12 protein-coding genes and 1 pseudogene are annotated in these 23,226 nt (G+C 58.5%); 8 read left to right on the top strand and 5 right to left on the bottom strand.

The genetic code is table 11. The annotated features are described in order from the left end of the window. The first annotated feature begins 3 nt into the window (after positions 1–3). The 5 genes from AB1384_12180 (at position 4) to AB1384_12160 (ending at position 6,293) form a co-directional block, all read left to right on the top strand. Positions 4–1,374, top strand: coding sequence for an FAD-binding oxidoreductase (locus tag AB1384_12180; GenBank protein MEW6555030.1), 1,371 nt, complete (start codon positions 4–6; stop codon positions 1,372–1,374). Positions 1,375–1,377: 3 nt separating this feature from the next. Beyond that, the gene (locus AB1384_12175; protein MEW6555029.1) at positions 1,378–2,577 is read left to right on the top strand and encodes a (Fe-S)-binding protein; all 1,200 of its coding nucleotides are present in this window, start codon (positions 1,378–1,380) and stop codon (positions 2,575–2,577) included. Then, positions 2,578–4,191, top strand: a complete 1,614-nt coding sequence (locus AB1384_12170; protein MEW6555028.1) for an FAD-binding oxidoreductase — start codon at positions 2,578–2,580, stop codon at positions 4,189–4,191. A 161-nt stretch (positions 4,192–4,352) separates the two neighbouring features. Beyond that, on the top strand, positions 4,353–5,855 hold the full coding sequence (locus AB1384_12165; GenBank protein MEW6555027.1) for an NAD(P)/FAD-dependent oxidoreductase: 1,503 nt from the start codon (positions 4,353–4,355) through the stop codon (positions 5,853–5,855). 252 nt (positions 5,856–6,107) lie between these two features. Beyond that, a complete protein-coding gene (locus AB1384_12160) occupies positions 6,108–6,293 on the top strand; it encodes a hypothetical protein (protein ID MEW6555026.1) in 186 nt (61 codons plus the stop codon). Positions 6,294–6,353: 60 nt separating this feature from the next. On the opposite strand, the gene AB1384_12155 is transcribed toward AB1384_12160, so the two are convergent. The 3 genes from AB1384_12155 to AB1384_12145 form a co-directional block, all read right to left on the bottom strand. After that, complete coding sequence (locus AB1384_12155) at positions 6,354–6,908, bottom strand: hypothetical protein (GenBank protein MEW6555025.1); 555 nt, start codon at positions 6,906–6,908, stop codon at positions 6,354–6,356. After that, positions 6,905–7,114, bottom strand: a complete 210-nt coding sequence (locus tag AB1384_12150; protein MEW6555024.1) for a hypothetical protein — start codon at positions 7,112–7,114, stop codon at positions 6,905–6,907. The genes AB1384_12155 and AB1384_12150 overlap by 4 nt, the downstream gene beginning before the upstream one ends. A gap of 232 nt (positions 7,115–7,346) precedes the next feature. After that, on the bottom strand, positions 7,347–7,586 hold the full coding sequence (locus tag AB1384_12145; protein MEW6555023.1) for a CopG family transcriptional regulator: 240 nt from the start codon (positions 7,584–7,586) through the stop codon (positions 7,347–7,349). A 393-nt stretch (positions 7,587–7,979) separates the two neighbouring features. Between AB1384_12145 and AB1384_12140 the strand changes: the two are divergent. Then, positions 7,980–8,225: pseudogene (locus AB1384_12140) on the top strand (DUF11 domain-containing protein). A gap of 13 nt (positions 8,226–8,238) precedes the next feature. Here AB1384_12140 and AB1384_12135 read toward each other — a convergent pair. Beyond that, on the bottom strand, positions 8,239–8,364 hold the full coding sequence (locus AB1384_12135) for a hypothetical protein (protein ID MEW6555022.1): 126 nt from the start codon (positions 8,362–8,364) through the stop codon (positions 8,239–8,241). A gap of 136 nt (positions 8,365–8,500) precedes the next feature. On the opposite strand from AB1384_12135, the gene AB1384_12130 reads away from it, so the two are divergent. Further along, entirely contained in the window at positions 8,501–20,425 is an 11,925-nt protein-coding gene (locus tag AB1384_12130; GenBank protein MEW6555021.1) for an RHS repeat-associated core domain-containing protein, read from the top strand. Positions 20,426–20,821: 396 nt separating this feature from the next. Continuing rightward, positions 20,822–21,082, top strand: a complete 261-nt coding sequence (locus AB1384_12125; GenBank protein MEW6555020.1) for a hypothetical protein — start codon at positions 20,822–20,824, stop codon at positions 21,080–21,082. A gap of 377 nt (positions 21,083–21,459) precedes the next feature. Here the strand turns inward: AB1384_12125 and AB1384_12120 are convergent, their stop codons facing one another. Further along, positions 21,460–22,488 carry an IS110 family transposase gene (locus AB1384_12120; GenBank protein ID MEW6555019.1) on the bottom strand — a complete coding sequence of 343 codons (1,029 nt, stop codon included), beginning with the start codon at positions 22,486–22,488 and terminating at the stop codon, positions 21,460–21,462. Positions 22,489–23,226: the final 738 nt, after the last annotated feature.

Raw genomic sequence — 23,226 nt, 5'->3', positions numbered from 1 at the left:
GGCATGAGTACGCGACAGATGGAGAGGCTGCGGGACGCCGTCGGTTCCGGCGTGCTGACCGCCGATGCGGCCGACCTGAAGGCCTATTTCGAGAAACCGCCGCCGGGGTTCGACCTTACCCTGGCACGGCCCCGTGACAGTCTGGAGCTGGCCGGCCTGGCCGCGACTGCCTACGAGAACGGCGTGCCCATCTACACCCACCGGCGCGGCACCCTCGCCGCGGAGGTGGCGAAGTCGGGAGGAGTCCTCATCGACCTGACCGGGATAGACGATATCGTGCGCATAGACGAGGCCAACCTCCTCGCCTTCATCGAGTACGGCGTTACCTTCGAGCGCCTCAAGGAGGAACTGGACAAGCTGGGCCTCCGGTTGCTCATGCCGGCCTCGGCCACCTCTTCCTCCGTAGTGCGCTCCTATATCGACCGCGACGTCATCCTGGCCAACGGCGCCACCCGCCCCTACCAGTTCACCACCTTCCACGCCATCCTCGCCGACGGCCGGCTGTGGATGAGCGGTACCGACCAGTACACCCCCGACGGCCACGCCGAGTTCCGCGAGGACCTGGGGCCCATGTACTCCAACCTCTTCCATGCCAGCGAGGACATCTTCGGCATGCCCTACGCCATGAAGGCCTGGATCTACAAGCGCTGGGAGGAGCGGCGGGTCACCACGTACGCCTTCGATGACGCGCAGTCGGCCATCGCGGCCGCCCGGCTGGCCTGCCGCCACGACCAGGTCTTCGAGTGCGTGGCCGCCGACCGGCGTTACCTCTCGGTGCTGCTCTCCGGCGGCCCGGAAGAGGCCGATGCCCTGGCGGGGGAGCTACCGCCCTGGAGTGTCGTCTTCGGCTTCGACAACCACCCCTCGCTGGTGGAGGTGTGGGACCGCCAGACCCGGGAGATGGCCGCGAGCTGCGGCGGCAGACTTAACGGCGGAGAGCTCGCCGCCCTCATGCAGGGCAAGTTCGAGTGGCCCTGGTACGTGAGCGAGCGCGACTACTACCGGGGCGGGACGGAGACCATCGACTATTTCACCTTCGCGGGCAAGGCGGCAGGGCTCTTCGAAAAAGCGGCCGCATTGCTGGGGGACCGTCCCGTCGGGCAGGTGGCCATCCCCTCTTACTACGGGGCCGCCTTCTACTGCGAGACCGACATCTACCACGAACCCGGCGATGCGGAGCTGGCCGGGACCTGGACCGGTGCCTACAGGGCTCTGCTCGACGATGGAGCCCACGTCAGCCGCCCCCGCGGCGAGGTGGCCGGGGAGGTCTATTCGCGCATGGACCCCGAGAACATCCGCCTCATCCGCAACCTCAAGAAGGTAATGGACCCCGAGGGTTTGCTCAACCCCGGACAACTCATGGAGGGGGTGTAGGCCATGGACAAGGGACTCACCAGGAAGAGGGAGAAGCTCACCGACTACCGCGACGACTACTGGGTATGCGGCAAGTGCAAGATGTGCCAGTCCATGAACGTGCAGGTCTTCGAGAGCGCGCGTTTCTCCGCCAACTGCCCCTGCGGCACCCGCTACCGTTTCGAGTCCTATTACGCGGCGGGGATGATGGAGATCGCCCGGGCCGTCACCAACCTGGAGTTCGACCCCTCGGAGAAGACCGCCGACATCATCTACTCCTGCAACCTCTGCGGACTGTGCCAGGAGATGTGCTTCCCGCTCAAGGGCATGCACACCACCCGCACCATCCAGCTCATGCGCGAAAAAGCGGTGGACGAGGGGTGGGGCCCCCTGGAAGGCCACCGGGCGCTGCTGGAATCGACCTCGAAGAACGACAACCCCCTGGGTCTGAAGGAGGGGTTCAAGGGCAAGGCGGTCAAGGGAACGGGGGCGAAGGATGCCACCAGGGAGCAGGTGGAGGACCTCCTCTTCGTGGGTTGCGCCTATGCGGCCGGCAAGGAGATGCAGGGCAAGCTGGACTCGCTCATAAAGGTACTGCAGGCAGCGGGCCTCGACTTCGGCGTGCTGGGCGATTCCGAGCCCTGCTGCCGCGCCTTCAGCCTCGCTCTCGGGGACCGCGACGGCTTCGAGGAACATGCCCTCGAGAACATCGAGCTCTTCCGCTCCACCGGAGCATCGCGCATAATAACCGCCTGCCCCCACTGCATGCAGGCCCTCGAGGACGAATACGGGCAGGCCATGGACATCGAGGTGGTGCACGCCACCGAGGTCCTGGCCCGGCTGCTAAAGAAGAAGAAGCTCGAGTTCAAGGGAGAGGCCCGGGTCAAGGGCGCCTACCACGACCCCTGCCTGCTGGGGCGCTGGTGCGAGGTCTACGAACAGCCGCGCAAGCTCCTCGCCGCCCTTCCCGGTTTCGAGCTGCTCGAGTTCCAGCGCAACCGCGAGAACTCCTGGTGCTGCGGGGCCGGCGGCGGCGTGAAGGCGGGCAAGCCGGAACTGGCCGGGTGGACGGCGGCGGAACGCCTGGAGGAGGCCAGGGCGGTGGGGGCCGAGGCCGTCGTCACCGCCTGCCCCCACTGTGAAGGCCATTTCGCCGGCCAGGGAGACCTGCCGGTCTACGACATCTTCGAGCTGCTGGCCTCGGGATTGGAGGAGGTGGTTTAGATGAAGGGCAAGGACCTCCAGCAGGACCTGCGCGAGCGCAAGGTGATCAAGGTGCCGGTGAAGCACGAGATGGAGGGGGACCACAACCTGCCCGAGAACCTGGAGAGGGCCTACCGCGCCCTGCAGGAAAAGCTGGGCGAGGAGTGGGTGTCCAACGACATCAACATCACCGTGGCCTACGCGCGCGACCAGTCCGTTGTGCCCATGAACCACCCCCACATCGTGGCCCTGCCCGGCTCCACCGAGGACGTTGCGGCCATCCTCAAGACCGCCAACGAGTTCCTCGTCGACGTGACGCCTTACGGCACCGGCCTCAACACCCTGGGCATGACCATCCCGCCTTACGGCGGCATCCTCTGCGACCTGAGGCGCATGGACGAGATCGTCGAGATAGACGAGGAGAACATGTTCTGCACCATCGGCCCGGGGGTCACCTTCGCCCAGCTGCAGACGGAGACGCTCAAGCGCGGCCTGCGCCTCATCAACCCCTCCACCTCGGCCAACGCCTCGGTGGTCTCCAACATCATGATGGGCAACATCTCCACCCTGGCCAACAAGTACGGGGTGGGGCTGGACCACATCATCGGCTACAAGCTCGTCCTCCCCGAGGGGCAGGTGATGACCGGGGGGCCGGCGGCCTACGGCGCGGACCTGGCCCACATGCCCGGGCCCGGGCCCGACGTGCGCGCTTTCCTGCGCGGCTCCATGGGCTGCATGGGCATCGTCACCGAGATGACCCTGCGCCTCTACCCCAACCCCAACGAGGTCAAGCTCACCGTGCCCATCAGCGACTCCGATAGCTGGGAGAACATAGCCCCGGCCCTCAAGGCCATCAGCCAGCGCAACATCGTCATCGAGAACGCGTACTTCCAGAACACCTACATGGGCATCTTCCTCGCCGAGACCAACGCCGAATCGGAGAAGCTCATCCCCATGTTCCCCCGCCACTACGTGGTGCCGGTCACCGGCGGCTACTCGATGGAGGAGACCGAGGTGAAGTGCAAGGTGTGCGAGGAGGACATCCTGGCGGTGGCGCCGGAGTTCGAGTTCATGGACTGGGAGGTGGTGGAGGACATCTCCGCCGGGCGCATCCTGGGCGTGGACAAGTTCACCAAGTTCTTCCGCGAATCGGTGCGTGTGCAGCGGGTCAAGGGCTCTTTCTTCGTGGGTTTCGGCCTGGACCACCTGGAGAACCTGGTGAACATCAACAACGACATGATGAAGGCCATGACCCAGCAGGTGGGCACGGACGACAACGTCATCTCGGCGGATATGATCGCCACCTACTTCCAGCCCTACGACATGGGGCGGCTGGGCTTCATCGAGTTCGACATCTTCATCGACCAGTCCAACCCCGAGGACAGCCTGCGCACCATCTCCGGGACCCTGGCGGCCATGGCGGCGTCCTTCCGCAACGGCTCCGGGGTGTGCTTCGGGGTGTGGGCGCTGGTCGAGGGGGCGGGGCCCCTGCACGACCTCATCGGTTTCATCTTCCCCCAGGCGGGCACCTACGTGGACACCTACCGGGACATGAAGATGATCTACGACCCCAACAACGTCTGCATGCGCAGGTTCGATTACGACACCCTGCGCATGAAGAAGGCGGCACTGTGAGATGCCAACGTCACCATGAGGCGGTGGTGAAAACGTCATCGCGAGGAGCGCAGCGACGTGGCGATCTCTACCACGCCGGCTATGTCGCCGGGCCAAGGCATGTCAAGATGCGAGACCCTGGGAACGGTTGTTCGACGACGAAGCGATAGGAGGTTTGATTCATGGGGGATTACGACGCGATAGTGATCGGAGCGGGATGCGGGGGCATCAGCGCGGGCGCCCTCCTGGCCAAGCAGGGGCGCAAGGTGCTGGTGCTCGAGCAGAGTGAACGGGTGGGCGGCTGCTGCTCCACCTTCGAGAAGGAGGGGTTCAGCTTTGACGTGGGGGCCTCCATCGTGGAGGTCGTCTATCCCGTCGAGAAGGCCTTCGAGGCACTGGGCACCACCTTCCAGCAGGAGGTGGACCTCATGCCCTGCGACCCCATCTACAGCTACATCTTCGAGGACGGCTCGCGCGTCAACTACCCCGTCTCCCTGGAGGGGACGGCGGAGGTCATCTCCAGCATTTCCCCCCAGGACGGAAAGCAGTGGTTCGACCTCGCCGACTACTTTGCGGACATGATGAAGCAGACCATCGCGGCCTTCTTCACCAATCCCTGCAACAGCATGGTGGACCTCGCGAAGATGGGCATCAAGAACCCGCGCATGCTCAAGTTCCTGCCCCTCTTCGTCAACTCGTATCAGGACGTGATCAAGAAGTACTTCAAGAACGACATCGTGCAGCAGACCATGTCCTTCCAGTCCTTCTACTGCGGCCTGCCCCCGGAGCTGGCGCCGGGCTTCATCGCCCTCATCCCCTACTCGGAGCACGAGGGCATCTGGTACCCGCGCGGCGGCATGATACAGATCCCCAAGGCCTTCCAGCGCGTCGGCGAGAAGCTGGGCATGGAGCTGCGCCTGAACACCGACGTTGACCGGGTCATGGTGCGCGACCGCAGGGCCGAGGGAGTGAGGCTCAAGGACGGCACGGAGATCACCTCCGACGTAGTCATCTCCAACGTCAACGCCAAGAAGCTCTACCTGGAGATGATCGGCGAGGAGCAGCTGCCCTGGCTGGCGCGCTTCGGCATCAAGAGCTACGAGGTGTCCATGTCCTGCGTCATGCTCTACGTCGGGCTGGACTACCGCCCGCCCCTGGAGGCCCACCACAGCCTGACCATCGGTCCCCTGGAGATGATGAACGACTTCTGGTGGAACGACTTCGTGAAGGGGCGCATGCCCGAGGACGTCTACGGCCTCATCTGCTGGCCCACCGAGTCGGACCCCTCCATGGCGCCGGAGGGCTGCCACGTCCTCAACATCATGGGCATGGGTCCGTACGACCTGGCGGACGGCGACTGGGACAGCATCAAGCAGGGCGTGGCGGAGAAGATGATCCACGGGCTCTCCAAGACGGCCATCCCCGGCATGGAGGACCACGTCAAGGTGCTGGAGGTATCGACCCCCCTCGACTTCGAGCGCAAGCTGCAGAACCCCAAGGGCGCCATCTACGGCCTGACCATGGACCTGCCCAACCAGGCGGTCTTCCGGCCGTCGGCGAAGTCCAAGTCCATCAAGGGACTCTACCTCACCGGCGCCTCCACCCATCCCGGCGGCGGCGTGCCCTCGGCCATTGCCTCGGGCTACATCGCCTCCCAGCTTGTTGACAAGTACGAGTCGCGTTAGTGGGGGAAGGAGGGGTGAGACGAGGCGGTCGGGAAATCGTCATCGCGAGCGCGAGCGAAGCGATCTCCAACAAGCCGGTATCGTCAAGATGCAGGGGCGCGGAAGATCTGAGTAGTATGACGGGCCGTATGAATGTCACCGCGAGCGCGAGCGAAGCGATCCCTACCACGCCGGTATCGCATACGAGTGAGGTATGGTAGGTGCAGATGGTAATACATAGTGATTTGGATCGCGATAATCCAGGAGGATAGGATGCTCAAGAAAGAAAGCGCGGAAGTAAGCGGAAAAGGCCTTGTCAGGAAAGCTGTGCCATTGCTCCTGTTGGGCATGGCGGCCCTGCTCGCATTGCAATTCGCGCAACTGGACGAGTCCAAGAAGCGGTTCATCGTCCACCTCGCGAAGCAGGCCCCGTACCTGCCCGGCCGCTACTACGCCTGAACCCTCAGGCTGCCGGACAGACGGCCGTAACCGCGGTAATGGACGGCGGGGGCGGTGCGCTCAATCCGCTTCGCTCAGTAGGCGCTCGCAGAGCTCCCCTAGAGAGAGCCGGTCGCACCATCCGCGGATGTACTCGATATCCAGGGTGTCCTGCTGCACCAGGACTATCCCGAGGGCATCTTCGTAATGCTTATGAACACCTGAGCGCTTGAACCAATCAAGCTTGATGACGATCAAATCCTCAGGCATAGAGATAGAAACGGGAGTGCCTTCCAGGGTCTCCTCTTTCCTGCGCGAGAACCTGCTATGGTCGAAGGCCGAATCCTCGAGCATCCAGAAATCGACCTTGGTTGTTGTCTCGTTGTGGATGAGATTGAACATGGAATGATGCCGTATCGCATCTTCGATCATGTCCATGCTGACATAATAGTCGTTACCAAATGTATCGAATATTCTACCTGCATCATGTTGGCCGATCTCGACCACCAGATCGATATCGTGTGTGGAGCGGATCCTGCCATAGAAGCTGGTTGCGAAAGCACCGCTCAACATGTAGGGGATATTCAGCCCATTCAGTCGTTCAACCACCTGCAGCAGGATATCTAAAGGGCTCATCCGTATATCCTTCTCAGTAGTTCTTCCCGCAGCCCATCTTCGGTGATCCCCGGATGATCGTGCTTGATGCCGGCGATAGCTATCTTCCTGACCGACTCGCTGAGAGCCACCGCCGCTTTCAGTCGCTCTTCGCAGCTCATCTGCCGAAGTCTATCGAGATATATATCCTCGGTTTCCGCAGCGAAACAACCGAAATGATCGGGCACGGTTTAGACCTTTCCGCTCGATGCGTCATTTCCTATGCAATCCGTAGCGTATACAAGGTAATTATAATCTCCCTGAAGACAAAGCGGAGTCATTCCTTACCAGGCACCCCATACTCCCCCAACTTCCGATAAATCGGGTTATCGGAAGTAACCCGCCATACTATCCTGGGCTTTTATGCCTTTTCGCCCGGGGTTATCTCCCCAAGAAACCGCGAATTTGCCCATACACAGCTCATTTGAACCGGTCCAGGGCTTTGGCCTTCTGCGCGAAGGCTTTGACCCTCGTGCGGTCGTAGCCGGCGAAGTAGGCAGCCAGGGCCCGCCTGAGGATCTCCGATTGCGATACCCCCTCGAGGTGCGCGGTGACCTCGAGGGCATCCGCGAAGTGTTCGTCCATGTAGAGGAGCTTCTTGAGCTTGGGCGAGCCCTTCCCCCCGAGCGTCTTTCCGCCTTCTTCCGCAGCGCCTTTCATAATACCTATATTATAACATAAGATATATCATAATATATATTACATGAAGAGCAATATCATAATTCTTCTGAGTTTGGTTAGATCTGAGCAGAAAAAGGAGCGAAAAGGTTAAAAATCACGAGTTAATATATCATTTTCTTCAGCGGTGGCGGCTTTACTCATCGTGCCTTTCGTTGCCATAATACTGTCCCTTGTGAAAATAGGCTATCGGCCCTATTCGATTAACCTTAGTATTTCTCAATTATCAGAAGGACAATGCCTACCAGCGGTAGAATAACTGCTCATACATTTGCTAAGAATGTATCTGCAGCAAATTGCGCTTCTCTCAAGGGCTAATAGATTTCATTGGGTGGATAGGGAGGTAGTCATAGGCTATGGGGTAAGGAGTAGACTATGAAAAAATCGAAGGGAATGACCGCGCTCACGTGTGTTCTGCTTCTGCTTTCAAGCGTACTGACGCTCTTTGCGGCCGGCTGCATCAATTACGGCAGCTCAAGCAAGTCTGTTGACCTGGCGGAAGCAGCTCCGGGGGAAACGCTCACCTATACGCTGAACATCATCAACTCCGGCGACGAGTCCTCGAGCAATACCGTCATCACCGACCAGATAGACCAGAACCTCGAGAACGTGGGAAACATTACGGGGGGGGCGTTTATAACTCCGGCACCAGGACCATCACCTGGAGCCTGGGCACCGTCCCCAGCGGCGGGGGGACAACCCTCACCTTCACCGCCGATATCGTCTCCACGACTGCGCCGGGGACGGTAATACAAAACACCGCGAGTATCTCCTATACTGGAGGCGGCCCGCTCGCGAGCAATACCGTCCAGACCACGGTCATCGCCGCAAATCCCTTGGACCATTTCGAATTCGCTCCCATATCCTCCCCCCAGACCGAGGGCCAGGCCTTTCCCGTGACCATCTACGCCAAGGACGCATCCGGACAGACGATATCGGATTTCGAGGACACCGCCAGCCTTTCTGACCTTACGGGTACCATCAGCCCCACCGTCACCCGGAACACCTACGTGGCCCTGGATGCGGGCTCCCACCATAGCCTGAGCATAAGCTCGGGAGGTTCGCTGTGGGCATGGGGGAACAACGACCAGGGGCAGACAAACGTGCCCGCCGGCAGCGACTATGCGGCCGTCTCCGGAGGCGCCAACCACAGCTTGGCCTTACGCACCGATGGTTCACTCGCCGGTTGGGGGTTCAACAACCATGGTCAGGCGACCCCGCCGGCAGGGAATGATTTCACCGCCGTTGCCGCGGGCGGGTTCCACAGCCTCGCCCTACGCACAGACGGCACCCTCGCCGGATGGGGAGAGAACCTCTACGGCCAGGCCACGGTGCCATCGGGGAACGGGTATGCGGCTGTCTCAGCTGGATTCTATCACAGCCTGGCACTGCGCACGGACGGTACCCTCGCAGCCTGGGGCCTCAACAACTATGGCCAGACCACTGTGCCCGCGGGGAATAATTACGTAGCTATAGCCGCCGGCAACTATCACTGCCTCGCCCTCCGTTCGGATGGCACCATCGCCGGCTGGGGGTACAACGACCACGGCCAGGCCACCCCGCCCGCGGGAAGCGACTTCGTGGCCGTCTCCGCCGGCAACTACCATAGCCTTGCTCTCCGTTCTGATGGATCGCTTTTCGCATGGGGCAACAACTCCTACGGCCAGACGACGGTTCCCTCCGGCAGTGACTATACCGCCATATCAGCGGGAGACCACCACTGCCTGGCCCTCAGGGAGGACGGCACCATCGCCGCTTGGGGATATAACGGATACAGCCAGACCACGGTACCGCAGGGCCACTTCACGGGCGGGGTGTTCACGGGCATGGTGACTATCGGCGCCCCTTACACCTCGGACGTCATCACCGCCGAAAGCGATGGCAAGACCGGAAGCTCGAATGCCTTTACTGTCATGCCGCTGCTGCCCGATTTCGGAGCCTCTTTGAAGCAAGTGGGCACGGCTGAGGTCACCCCGCAAGGTACCCTCGCCTATAGCCTGCAGATAATAAATGGTGGGGCTGGGCCGGCCACCCAGGTCGCAGCCGTCGACTACCTGGATTCCAACCTGGAGAACATCACGGACATCAGCGGGGGAGGCGTATATGACCCAGGCGGGCACAAGATCACCTGGGAACTGGGCACATTGAACCCCCTGGGCCAGTGCGAGCTTGCCTTTTCCGCCCAGGTGAAGGCCACAGCAGCTCCCGGGACGGTCATCTTTAACCAGGCGCAGATAGGTTGCGCCGAGGCGAACCCATATCCGACCAATACGGTGCAGACCGCGGTGGTCCCCGGACCGGTGGACCACTTCGCCATCGCCGAGATAGCCAGCCCCCAGACCGCGGGCGCCGCCTTCCCCCTGGCCATCACCGCCCTGGACGCCTTCGGCAACACCGCGACCTCCTTCTCCGGCTCTGTTAACATATCCGACACCACCGGCACCATAGCCCCGACGCTGAGCGGCGCGTTCACGAATGGTTCATGGACGGGTGAGGCAGTAATAGAACAGGCGGCGGCCTCCTGCACTGTGAGTGTGGACGACGGTGCGGGCCACCTCGGCCAGTCCAACTCCTTTCAGGTGATCGAGGATACCACCTACCCGGAAGCAGATATCACCTATCCTACCGAAGGAGAAGTCATAACCGCGCCTTCCCTCATGGTGACCGGCACCGCCTACGACCTCCGGCTCACCTCATGGCAGCTCACTTGCAGGCTCGAGGGCACGGAGGATTGGGTGCCCTTGAGCGCTCCGCATACCGACCCGGTGCAGGTGGGGGACCTGGAGACCTGGGACCTTAGCGGCCTCCCTGACGGCATAGTCCACCTGAGGCTCGGCGTTGTCGACGAAGGTGGGCTCTCAAGTGAGGATATCGTGAGCATCGCGGTCGAAAGGCAGGACCCTATAGCAGCGATAACCTGGCCCGAGGAGGGCGAAGTCGTGGGTGGCACAGCCCAGGTCACGGGTTCAGCCTCGGACGGCAACCTCCTCCGCTACCTCCTCTCCTATGGCGAGGGTACGGACCCCCAGACCTGGCATCCCATACCTCCCGCACCCGCAGGTCTCGAAGTCGCGCAGGAGACCGGGAGCAGTGCCTACGGCCTCTACCAGGCCAGCAGTTTAAAAGACCTTGGCCAGGTCTTCAGGGTATCGGATGGTCATCTGGATAGGATCGAGCTTCTCCTGGGGAGGACCGGGGCCGCCGACGCCGAGATCGGTTTGAAGGTATGCGAGGTGGTCTCCGGGATCCCAACCTTCAACGTGGTAGCTGAATCCTCGACGACATACGGTTTCTCTCAGATCTCCACCACCGCCACCTGGTATGCCTTCGAGTTCCGGGGCGAGGAGCTGCAGCCGGGTACCGAATATTGCATCGTCCTTACCAGATTGGACGGAGTTACCGATGGCTTAAATTACATCACCTGGCGCTTCTCCAGCACGGATGTCTATGCCGGCGGGGCGGCCTGGAGATACAACGTCAGCGCCTGGAGCAGCTGGACGTCCTATGACTTCGCATTCCGCGCCTACACCTATTCGGAAGAAGACCTCTACGGCTATGAGGACATCGAGGACGGCGTGCTGGCGGCTTGGCGGACGGCGGAGACCCCGGACGGGCCGTATACCCTGAGACTCCAGGTCGAGGACGCCTACGGCAAGCAGGCGGCGGACCAGGTCCTGGTGGAGGCCGACCGCACCCCACCGCTGGTCCAGATCATCTCTCCCCAGGGATACGGTTATATGCGAGGTACGGTGGACATAACCGGAACGGCGACCGATAGCCACTTCCTCTCCTGGCAGCTCTTCTACGGTGCCGGTGCCAACCCAGCCCAATACCTGCCCCTGTCTGCGGAGATGACAGCTCCAGTTGAGGAGGGCACCCTCTGCACCTGGGATACGACCGCCTTGGCTGATGGGCTCTACACCATAAAGCTCGTGGCGCACGACCAGGCCACCTTGATGAGCGAGACCGCTTTACAGGTGACCGTGGACAATACCCATCCTGCCGCCTCTATAGCCTCACCCGCTCCCGGCGAGGCCGTATGCGGGATGCTTTTTGTTCATGGGGAAGCATCTGATACCAATTTCGCGTCTTACTCTCTCAGATATACGCAGGACCCCGACCCCGACGCGCCAGGGGCGCAATGGACTGAGATAACCTCAGATACCCTGCCGCCGGGGGCAAACCTCGCGAGCCTCGATACCGCGACCATGGTCGAGATCCCCCTGTGGCTGGAGCTTTCCGCTTCTGACAAGGCCGGAAATACCTCAGTGACCAGAACGAACGTCAACCCCGACAACACCTTCCCCGAGGTGTATATAAGCAGTCCGGAGGAGGGGAGGGTGTGCGGGGAGGTGCGCATCTCCGGGGTAGCCTACGACCGCAACCCAGCCTCCTATTCCCTCTACGATTGGGACGGGGAAAACCTCACCACACTTATCGAGGATCAGGCTGGCGGTACTGGCACCGCCCCCACAGACTTATTTTTCTGGAATACAAGCGCCATAGCCGATGGCGAGCACGTCCTCGCCATCAAAGCTACCGACGCTGCCGGGCACGAGAGGACAGCCATCCAGCAGGTGCGCGTAGACAACGTTCCGCCCAGCGGCAACATCCAGATCATGGGCAAGGATGCAACAGGAGAGTTTACAAATACGGGCTTCACTCAGCTGAAGCTCAACACAGTAGACACGGAATATATAAAGATATGGAACTACGATGCGGAGGACCCGGACCATATCCCAGAGGAAGCTTATCTCGTCCAGGCAGGCGGCGGCTCTTACACGGGCTTACTCACTCGCAACTGGGTGCTGCCTTCCGCCTTCCTCAACCACATAGAGGGTGTAAAGGAGGTGCGTTGCCAGTTCATCGATTCGGCTGGGACGGCATCGGCGGTATACTCAGATACCGTGGTATTCGAGACCACGCAACCGATCATCGCTGTCACTTCACCGGCAAGGCAGAGCACGGATCCTAGCGGAAAGGTCCATTTCGATTTCTCCCTATCCGATCCAGAAGTCTCAGGGATCAGGTCTGGACTCGAGCGGGTGGAGATACACCTGACTGTCGGAGGGATGCCGCTCGAAAAGATATTCGAAGAACAGCTGAGCGGAGAGGACTGCGCAAGGTCAGCGGACATTGATATTTCCACCCGGGGCTATGGCTACTACGATTTCATTATTAAGGCCTTTGATAGGGCAGGAAACGCCTCAGCCTCGAATACCTTCTCCTATAACTATGCGGGTTACTCCGAGTGGCCGATGGCTGGCTATGATGTGAGGAATTCCCGCTACAACTCCGGAGTAAAACCCGACGAGATGCTCTGGCCATACAAGATTGACTGGGCAAGCAACCAAGGCTTTGGCGGGTATTCGAGCAGAGGGAACATCCTGGAGAGCGATGGCTACCTCTATTTCAGCGAAGTCGATCACGACCATGATAGGTCGGCGATCAGAAAGATCAGGATAAGCGACGGTGATCAGGTTGCGGAATACCCCATTAACGACCCTGCCGATTACAACATACAGGGCATATGCCTGACGGGAAGCGGTACGGAAGATGGCCGCGTGATCGTCCTGACACAGAAGAGGGTCATTGTCCTTAATAGGATAGCATTGGAATACATCGATTCCCGGGACATGGCCTCCTATTATAGTGATGATGGGACTTTCAGGGGCATGCCGGTAACTTCAGGTGATTTCCTCTATTTACCTATTTATAAGAGCGATCTCACCAACGGAAGCCGTATGCTGGCCGTGAATATCGATACCCTGGAAAAGGAGTGGGATTATTATGCTACCCAGAACGCGCCAACAAGACCGGCGCTAACAGAAGGAAAGCTTATCTTTGCATGCAATCCCTATCTATACGTGCTCGATGCAGCGACCGGTTTGGACCTTCACCCTCCTCTTGCCATTGAGGGCACTTATAAGGGTTATGTCGGTGTGCCCACTGTCTACAACAACCATATCTATCTGATGACAAGGACCGCCTACAGCGGGTATGCCTTATCGATTATAGAAATGCTGCAGGTAGATGATGAATTTCAGCTTAATGTCGTTGCGGTAACAGAGAACATCAATGGCATGAAAGAGGAACTTGCTTGCGCCAACGGCATGGTCTATGTGGTATCTACATCCGGCTCTTCCCCATATCCGATCATAGTAAAAATGTGGGCCTTCGATGCCGCAACCGGTTCCACGATGTGGGTCAAGGATTTCACGATGGAGTCTCTTTTTGGTGCCAGGAGTATAGGGACACCTGCGATAGCTGATGGGCTGCTTTTCGTGGGCTTTACAGATCGTCCTGGCTTCTTCGATATACATCAGTCCTATTTACGTGTATTCGATGCATATACTGGCCAGCTCCGTTATAGTTCTGACGGTATGCAAACGACTAACACCTATATTGGAAACCCAACCGTAACCGTGTCCAAAGGAAGAGCCTTCTTTCACATCAATTCCAGCGCATCTGTTTGTTTCAAGCCCGGATACACGGTCAACAGCCTCAACGCTCTGGGCTTTGATACCTTCTGCGGCTTCTACGGGGGAGTCAATACCTCTCTAGGTAGCTTTACCCAGGAGATAACGGATGTCAGTTTGCCTGGCCGGTGCATCGATGTTGAAATCAAGCGCACCTACAACTCCTACAAGCCCGATACGGGTTACACAGACAACGGTTTCGGGAACGGCTGGGATTGGAGCTATAACGTCTATCTCGAGCAAGAATATGATAACAGCAACCCGCCCGCCCTGACCGCGCTCAAGGTTCATCGTGGAGATGGACGGGTGGATATATATGCCAAGGAAGGCGATACCTTCAAACCACCACCGGGTGTCTTCGACGACCTTGTTGCGGGATGGTTCCCCTTCGCGGGTAGTGGCCAGACTACCCTATACACCTTGAAGGATGCAAGCGGGAAGCTGTGGGAGTTCGATACAAGGGGTGACGAGATCAGGCTTGTCCGGATCGTGGACGACCATGGCGCCGCAGATAACATCCTCACGCTTGACTACGAAGAAGACGGCATAGATGACAACAAGGTGGATAAGATCATCTTACCTGACGGGAGAGAGACGGATATCGACTGGACAGGAGAGCACATCACTTCAATCACCTATGGCAATTCATATACGGTAGCCTACTCATATGATGGCGCCAAACTAGCGAGCGTGACCGACATCTATGGCGGGCTGACGCAATATGCATATAACGGAGAAGACAGGCTGCAGAGCATCACCGAACCGATGGAGAACGTCTCCAAAACCATCGCATATTACCCGGCCGAAGACCCTAACGCGGGCATGGTCAAGGAGACCAAAGACGCCAACAATGCAGCCACCCAGTTCTCTTATGCCACCACCTCGCACATGACCATGATCACTGATCCCCGGGGCTACACCAACACTCACCGCTACGACACCCTTTACCGACTTATCCAAGAGGTGAACAACGCAGGTGAGTCCACTACCTATTCCTATGGGGATGACGGTAACGGCAAGTCAGTGCGCGACGCACGAGGCCGCATCACCCAGTACATCAGCGAAGAAGGAAAGGTAAAGCGCATTGTTAACCCCGACGGAGGCATCAGGGACTTCACCTATGACGAGCGCGACCGCCTCGTATCCGAGACCGACGGGGCGGGACATAGCAAAACCTATAGCTATATTGACAAAGACGGAACCGATATAAACAGTGTTACTTCCATTACCGACTTCGGCGGACAGGTAACGAAGTTCTTCTATACAGATGTTGACAACCCAGGTCTCCCCACAGTGAAGGTCATGCCGCCCATAAATGGGAAGAACGGACCAAATCCTACGATGGAATACCTATACCATGATACGGGGTCATTATGGCTGGAAAGCCTCTTCGAAGACTGGAACGAAAATACGAGTGATCCCCATGGGTCAGGTGGCGTTTCCTTCAATAGGTATGAATATGACATTGCCGGCAGGGTGACCGAAGAGGACCTTGGAAAAACTAATCCATTGAACCAAGGTCTCGTGCGCTATTCGTATGAATACGATGATAATGCCTCAGATGGCATGCGTGAGGTCACTAAGACGAATGTATCTCCCGATTTGGGCTCGGTGGTAGAGCAACCAATCGAAATCACCCGCTATGATAAAAACGGCAGGCTGGCAGAAGCTATAAGAAACAGGGGCGATACTTCCCCCGATTCCCACATGATGTGGATAAGGACCTCCTACGCCTACGACGGCAACAACCGCGAGATCGGAAGGGAGCTTTACACCTCAAGCGAAACTGACCCCCCTCTACCGGGCGCGCAGCTGGACCAGGCCTACTCCACCGCCACCAAGGCCTACTTCACCAACGGCCTCCTGCAATCTGAGAGCGATTATTCCGGCAGGACCACCTACTACGCCTACGATGATGCGGGCCGCCTGGCGCAGCAGACGGACGCGGCGGGGCGCACTACCCACTACGAGTATTTCGCGGACGGCCAGCTACAAAGAAGGATAGACCCCAACGCGACCGGCTATGTTGAATACTCCTACGATGATGTGGGAAGGCTCGCCTCGGAGGAGAGGCGCTTCATATCCGCGCTCTACGGGGAGATGAGCTATAAGACCCAGAAGACCTACGACACCCGGAGCAACGTTACCGAGGAGAGGACAACAAGGCCCGTGCCCGGTCCCACTATACCTGCTCTGAGCGCTCTCACCTATGACGAGGCCGTCACCACCTACACATATGATTCCGGAAACCGCGTGCTTGTCTCCGTGAGCACGACTGGAGAAGGGAATATAACCACCGCCTACGAATACGATCCGGCTGGGAACAAGATCAGCGAGACGCGCACTGGGCCAGGCTTGTCACCAGCAACCACAGCCTATGTCTATAATGCCCTTGGCAAGGCTATAGAGGAAGTGCAGTACTGTTCATTTGGCACTACTTCAGAAAACCCTATATTAACCTACCGTGCCTATGATACCTTGGGAAACATCACCTCTGAGACGGTATGTAATGGCACCGCTAACGAAGAGGTCCTCTCCCACAAGGCCTATACCTATAACGGCCTCTCAAAAATAAAACAGGTATACGCAGCGGTGGGGGCAGAGGCTAACGGCTTCTCGCTCGGCACTAAAGCCAACCTCGGCAGCCTGACTACAACCCAGATATTCGACTACGAATATTTCGCGGATGGCCTTCTCTCCTGGGAGACCAGGTATAATCTTGATGGCAGCGGTATTTCCCCCACCCAGGAGATCACCTACTCCTACGATGCCCTGGAGAAGAAGACCAGGGAATCGTGGTCAGTGGATGAGACAGCCCGCTACGTACGCACCTATTCATACGACGGAGCAGGGAACGTTCTTAAGGAAGAGATAGGCGATGGCACGGACATGCGTGAAATCGCCTTTGAATACGACGGAGCAAACCGCACAACCAAGAAGATCCTTCCCAATGCGGGAGGCGAGACAGAAGGAGAGCGCGCCCATACCTTCGAGTATAGGGACGCCGAGCGCAAGGTCGAAGCGACCGACCCCGAGGGTAGGAAAGTCATAAGCACCTTAGACGACCTGGATCGGGTGGAGGTATCAGAAACCACAGGGGAAGACGGCTACCTCGTCCTGCGCGCCTACGATCAGGCAGGAGGGGTCATCCGCGAATCCGCCCGCCAGGCAAAGAACCCGGATGGTACCGACCTCTTCTGCGAGGCCTTCCAGATATTCGACGACATGGGCAGGCTCACCGAAAAGCAGGTTCTCTCCGAGGGCGGAGGATCTCAGGTGCTGCTTCCCACCACCTATGCCTACGACCACGCCGGAAACCTTGTATCCACCACCACCCCCGCGGGAGCCACTACTACTTATACCTACGACACCCTGTCCCGCCTAAGGCACCAGGCCCTGCCTCACGATGGCAGCACGAGCATTGTGACCTCCTGGGCCTACGACGCCCTCTCTAGGAAGACCCATACCTTCGAGGGAGATACCGACCCCGACACAACCCGCTACACCTACGATGGCCTCTCGCAACTCAGGCAGGTGGAGCAGTGGTCCGTTCCCTGGACGGGGACGGAGGGCGTTTATACGGCACCTGGCGCACCGGATGCGGTGACCACTTACGAGGTGGACCTTACCGGCAACCTCGTCTCCCAGACAGACGCAAAAATGAACACCACCTCCTACACATACGATGGCTGCGGCTGGCTCACAGGCAAGACCGACCCCCTAGGTAGGAGCGAGAGTTTCACCTACACGAAATATGGAGAGACGGCGAACCATACATACGTAACCATCGATCCCGAACCTCCCGCGCCTGCGGTTCCCGACCGCGCCATCTCCTACACCTACGACGGGAGGGGCAGGCTTACGGCCGAAAAAGCTTCTGATGGCACTACCACAAAAGACGAGATAGCTTACGCCTACGACCACGCAAACAACACTACCGAAGCAATATATAGGGTGGCTGGCGGGGTGGATATTGAGGATCGCAGCCTGGATCTGGCCTACGACGCCTCGGGGCGCATATCCTCCGTCTCCAGCGCACTCGGGGGAGCAGCAGGCAGCTACTCCACCTCCTACTCCTACCTGGACTCGGGCGAGATAGAATCACGCACCCTCTCCTATGCGGAGGGGGGGAGCAACGTGGAGCTCACCTCAAGCTATACCTACGACATCTCCGGCCGGCTCACGCAAGCCTCCGCGCCCGCGCAGGGAGGCACCTACGCCTTCTCATGGGATGCTGACTCTCGCCTCACCCAAGTGGACCTCCCCAGCTCCGGGGGACATATAGACTACACCTACTACGGGGAGGGCCTCACCGCGACCCAGACCGCCTACTCGGGGGCGGGTACCCCGCAGGCCTCCTACGACTACGCCTACAATGACCGGGGCCAGAGGTCTGATATGGATGTGACCCTCTCGGGCAGCTACGCCGCTCTCAACGGCAATTACCACTACGAATACGACGGTATGGGCCGGCTCAAGGGTTTCAACGCCCCGGGAGAGGATAACGACATGAGCTACGTATATGACGAGTGTGGAAACCTCGTAACCAGGGAAACCGCTGCCGTGACCGAAACCTATACCTACGATGCCGCAAACCAAATAGCATCGGGCCCAGACAGCACATACGTATACGACCCCTTCGGCAACCTCATCCAGAAGGGCACGGAGACCATGACCTACGACGGCTTCGACCGCCTGGTCACAACTAGCGGGACCACAGGAACGGTCTCCTTCAGCTACGACCCCCTGGGAAGGCTCACGGAAAGAAAGGTAGGCGAAGCCACAGAGCGCGCCTTCCGCTACGACGGCACTTCCCTCTCCCAAGCCCAGGAGACCGACGGGGCGGGGAACGCAACGACCACCTATGCCCTCTCGCCCTCAGGTACCCACCTCGCCCAGGACAAGGGAGGCACCATCTCCTACTTAGGCCTCAACCCTCACACCGACGTGTCCTTCACCCTGGGCAGCCAGGGGAGCCTCACCGGTGCCCTGGTATATGACCCCTACGGGAACCCCTTGGCGAATAGCGATCTCGACTCCTCCCTGGGATACCAGGAGGACTATACCGACCCCGCCTCCGGCCTCGTCTGGATGGGCGCCCGCTGGTACTCACCCGAACTGGCGAGGTTCCTCTCGGTAGACCCCTTGCCCGGCTATACGGACGAGCCGCTTTCCCTCAACCCATACCTCTACTGCGAAGACGATCCGATGAACTCGCTCGACCCCCTGGGAACGGACGACGACGATGACAGTTTCATGGATACAATCAGCGAATGGGTCGAGGAAGGCGTTGCAGCAGTAACCACTGTTGTATTTGGCAGCTCAAGCAACCGCGACAAGCATGCACAGAAGACCAACGAGAAGAAGGACAAACCCAAGAGAAGCTGGTGGCAGAAGGTCGGCGGTTTCTTCAGCGACGTGTGGGAAGGGATAAAGTCCGGGGGCAAGGCGATAGTAGGGGGCGTGCGAAAAGCCTTGCACAGCGTCTATAACGAGACTAAATGGTACCATCACTCCAATCTATGGGAGGGGATAAAGAAAGCACCCGCCGCCGCCAAGGGATTCGTGGTGGGACTGGGCAAAGGTGCCTACAACACCGTAAAGGGCACGGCAACCGGCATCTATGACCTGGCAACGGGCAAGATAAGCCTCAGTGAGTTCTTCTCCGGTATCAAGCAAGGGTTCGTGGACTCCTGGAATAAGATCACCGACTTCGAGCTGGCCGCGCGCGACCCCTATGCCTACGCCATGGGCATAGGGGAGATCACCGGCAGCATCGAGACCGGCATTGCCATGTCGGCGGGGCTCAAATACCTCTGGAGCAACTACGCCTCCCCTGCCCTCAGCAAGGCCTGGGCCGCGATCTCTGACAAGTTCTCGGGAAGCGCCCTGGGCTCAAGGCTCACCTCCGCCTTCAGCGGCGAGGGGGGATATATAGGGTGGGGAGATAATCTAGACGATATTTCGATCGAAACACCACGTGGTCTTGCATATCAAGAGATGTCGGAGCAATCTCTGAACCTGCGACAAGATGTGATGAGTGGTGGTAAGATATATCGGGCGGGTTCATTCGAAGGAGGATCATATGGACCCAGGGGGCAATTCTGGGCTCCAGAGAATCCAATCAACACTCCTGGATATATGAACAAATACGGGGCTACTGTTAGCGACTATGATTTCGTTATATCTGGAAAACCCAACCCAGGTGCACCTTTTGTTACAAGGACTGCACCGCCATATGGCACTAATATTGGCGGTGTTCCAGAGGTTGTTGTTAACCCGGGAGATGTTGTCGTACATGAGGTATGGATTAATGGCCAACCGGTTGTTACGCCTAATTAAAGTGTACACAGGAAAGTGATAAATAATGGAAATAGACAGCTTTGAAGAGTTGAAGCATGCAATTGACACTTTGACTGAATCATGGAGCAAGAGAGATTCTGAGGTGTCCTTAAGATATTTACGCCAAGGGTGGCCGATGTTGACGGGCTTAACAGATGACTGGTGGCGGCTGATTGATGCACTAGTTAGGATAAGGGAGAGTCCAAACGCTAACTTGACAATCGAAGAGAGAGATACTTTAGAAAGTCTTATTTCATGGTTAGAGAAAGCTGTATACAAATAGATTGAGATATGATGGTCAGCCGTCAAATAGCTGCTGATTTCTTGATCGATTGTGCATAATCTCACAAAGAGCTGTTCAATTAGCGAATAAAACGTTTGGGAGAGGGAGGCTGCGTGGACGCTTATGAGTTCGGACAGGCCGCAGGAGGAATAGTCGGGGTAGTACTGATTATCCTCCTTGCCGTATATCTCATCTCCAGGTTGACAGGCAAGGGAAAGAGCAAGGCCGGGAAATCTGCGGTAGTATCGAAAGCTAGAAACCAAAGACCTACCGATTATCCTTCCCCGAGCAAGAAGCCGGAGAAAAGGGCAGCACCAGATAAGGTAAACGTATCCGGCAATGATCCCGAACGAACCAGGCAAAAATGGGTCTGAAAAGGGAGGGAGCCGTTTCCTGCTAGCTTTAGTAATACAGCTCGCTCCTTACGATTGCCAGTTCCAGAAAACCGCCTCTTTTCTAAACTGCCTTCAAAATAGGCATCTATGAAAAGGTAGCCGCCGTCAAGCCACCTCTTTCTTCTTGCTCGGAGAATTCTCTCCTGTCATTTGAGCGAATACAGTTCATGCATCTATGAAAAGGTAGCCGCCGTCAAGCCACCTCTTTCTTCTTGCTCGGAGAATTCTCTCCTGTCATTTGAGCGAATACAGTTCATGCATCTATCCGTGCTTTCAAGCACATTATGTCTATGCGAACCGGAGCTGCTCAATCACACAATTACGGGCTTTTACAATGCCCAGCCTATTTTACGGGCTCACCCCAGATCGCTCTTTAGATGAGAGATTACCTCCTCGTAGGTCTTGCCCTCGGTGAGCATGTGGAACACGTAGGTGGACATCTTCCTCGCCACCGCCACCCGGGCTATCTTGTTCCCATTCCTTCGCTGCAGCCGGAGGTAGTGGTCCCGCAAGGGGCCCGGGTAGCGAGAGGCATGGATGGCGGCCTCCACCAGGGCCCAGCGGAGCCAGGGGGAGCCCTGCCTGGTTATCCTGCCATGCCGTACCGTCCCCCCCGACTGACTAGTGGAGGGCACCAGCCCGGCGTGCGAGGATAGCTGCTTCGCACTATGAAACCTCGATATATCCCCGATCTCGGAGAGGATGAAGAGGGAGAGCAGGGAGCCCACCCCGGGCATGGTCGCGAGCAACCTCGCCTCACCCGAGGCCTTGTACTCCCCCGAGATCCTCTTATCCGCCCGGGATATCTCCCGCGTGAGGTCTGCGAGCACCCTGAGATATCCGTCCAGCAGGAACCTCTTCTGCGGCAGGAGCTCAAGACCCTCAAGGTAGGCGAGCCCGGCCCGGCCGAAGAGATCGCTGTATGGGTGCTGGATGTTGCCTCTGATGAGCAGGGCGTGGACGGCGTTCTTGGTCTTGGTCCTCTCCCGCACCAGGAAGGCGCGGTAACGCATGAGTTCCCTCAAGTCCCTAATCTGCGCCTGCGGCTTGTAGGATTGGGGGATGAAGTCTGCCCGCAGGAGCTGGGAGAGTATACGTGAGTCCAGCTTGTCCGTCTTTATCTTGGCGGTGGCGATGGCCTTGGTCTTCAAGGGGTGGCAGAGGATGTTCTCTATCCCGCAGTCATCTAAGAGGTCGCACATCCACATCCAGTTTTGCCCCGCCTCAAGCACCACCCTTGCTTCTTCGCCCAATCCCTTGAAGAAGGCCAGGTGCTCTTCCTCCTGGTTCTCTAACTTTCGCCCCGCGACCACTTCCTTGCCATCATCATCTACAACAGTCACTACCGAGAATCGCTTGTGCATGTCCATCCCCGCGTGTAGCATGGGAATCAGCCTCCTTTCACTGCTACGCTCCTTCCCGACAGAAAGAGAGTAGCACGGGAGGCTACCTTTTCATGACATCACTTTTATATCCTGCATAAACGCCTGCCACGGCCAGGCGCAAATTGAGGGTTTAAGTTAAGAAAATACTACAGGGGGCTCTTCCGGACTCTTTTTGTATTGAAATTGAGCGCGCGGCCGCGGCCGCATGGGGGAGATCCGGGTCCGCAAGGCCCGGCTGCCAGAGGGGAGCCCCCGCGGGGGCGACTTACTCATGCCGGCGGGGGAGGGGAACCAGTCGGCGAAAAGCGTGGCTCTTTCCGCTGGCAGGATAAGAGGGGATACATAAACAGGGGAAAAAACACCGAAATCCGGGCCCCAGCTGCTCTTGCCCCAAAGGGCCAAAATCCGGCGCTCTGAGAGGCCTTCTAAGGGCCGATTCCAGCCGGGTAAGGGGTTTTGCCCGGGGCATTTTTCAGCGCCAGCGATAGGGGAGGGGCGCTGAGATCTCACCGGCGGGGGAGACCCTCTATACAAAATCCTACAGGTGGCGGTAGAGAGCGACGACTTAGATTGTCGCCTTTTCGCCGAAATCGGGTGTCCACTTTTCGCAAGTGAGGCCGGCGCCGGATCCGCAGGCGAGCCTGGCAAGGGCCAGAGACATCGGTGAATCTGCAGGAATTTCTGCCACCAGGCGGACCCGCGCAAATCTCATCCACTCAATGCGGCTGAAAGCCATTT

This window comes from Actinomycetota bacterium, assembly GCA_040757835.1.
In the GTDB taxonomy this organism is placed as follows: domain Bacteria; phylum Actinomycetota; class Geothermincolia; order Geothermincolales; family RBG-13-55-18; genus SURF-21.
The sequence above is the reverse complement of the archived record's forward strand: the minus strand, read 5'-3'. Positions and strand labels throughout refer to the sequence as shown.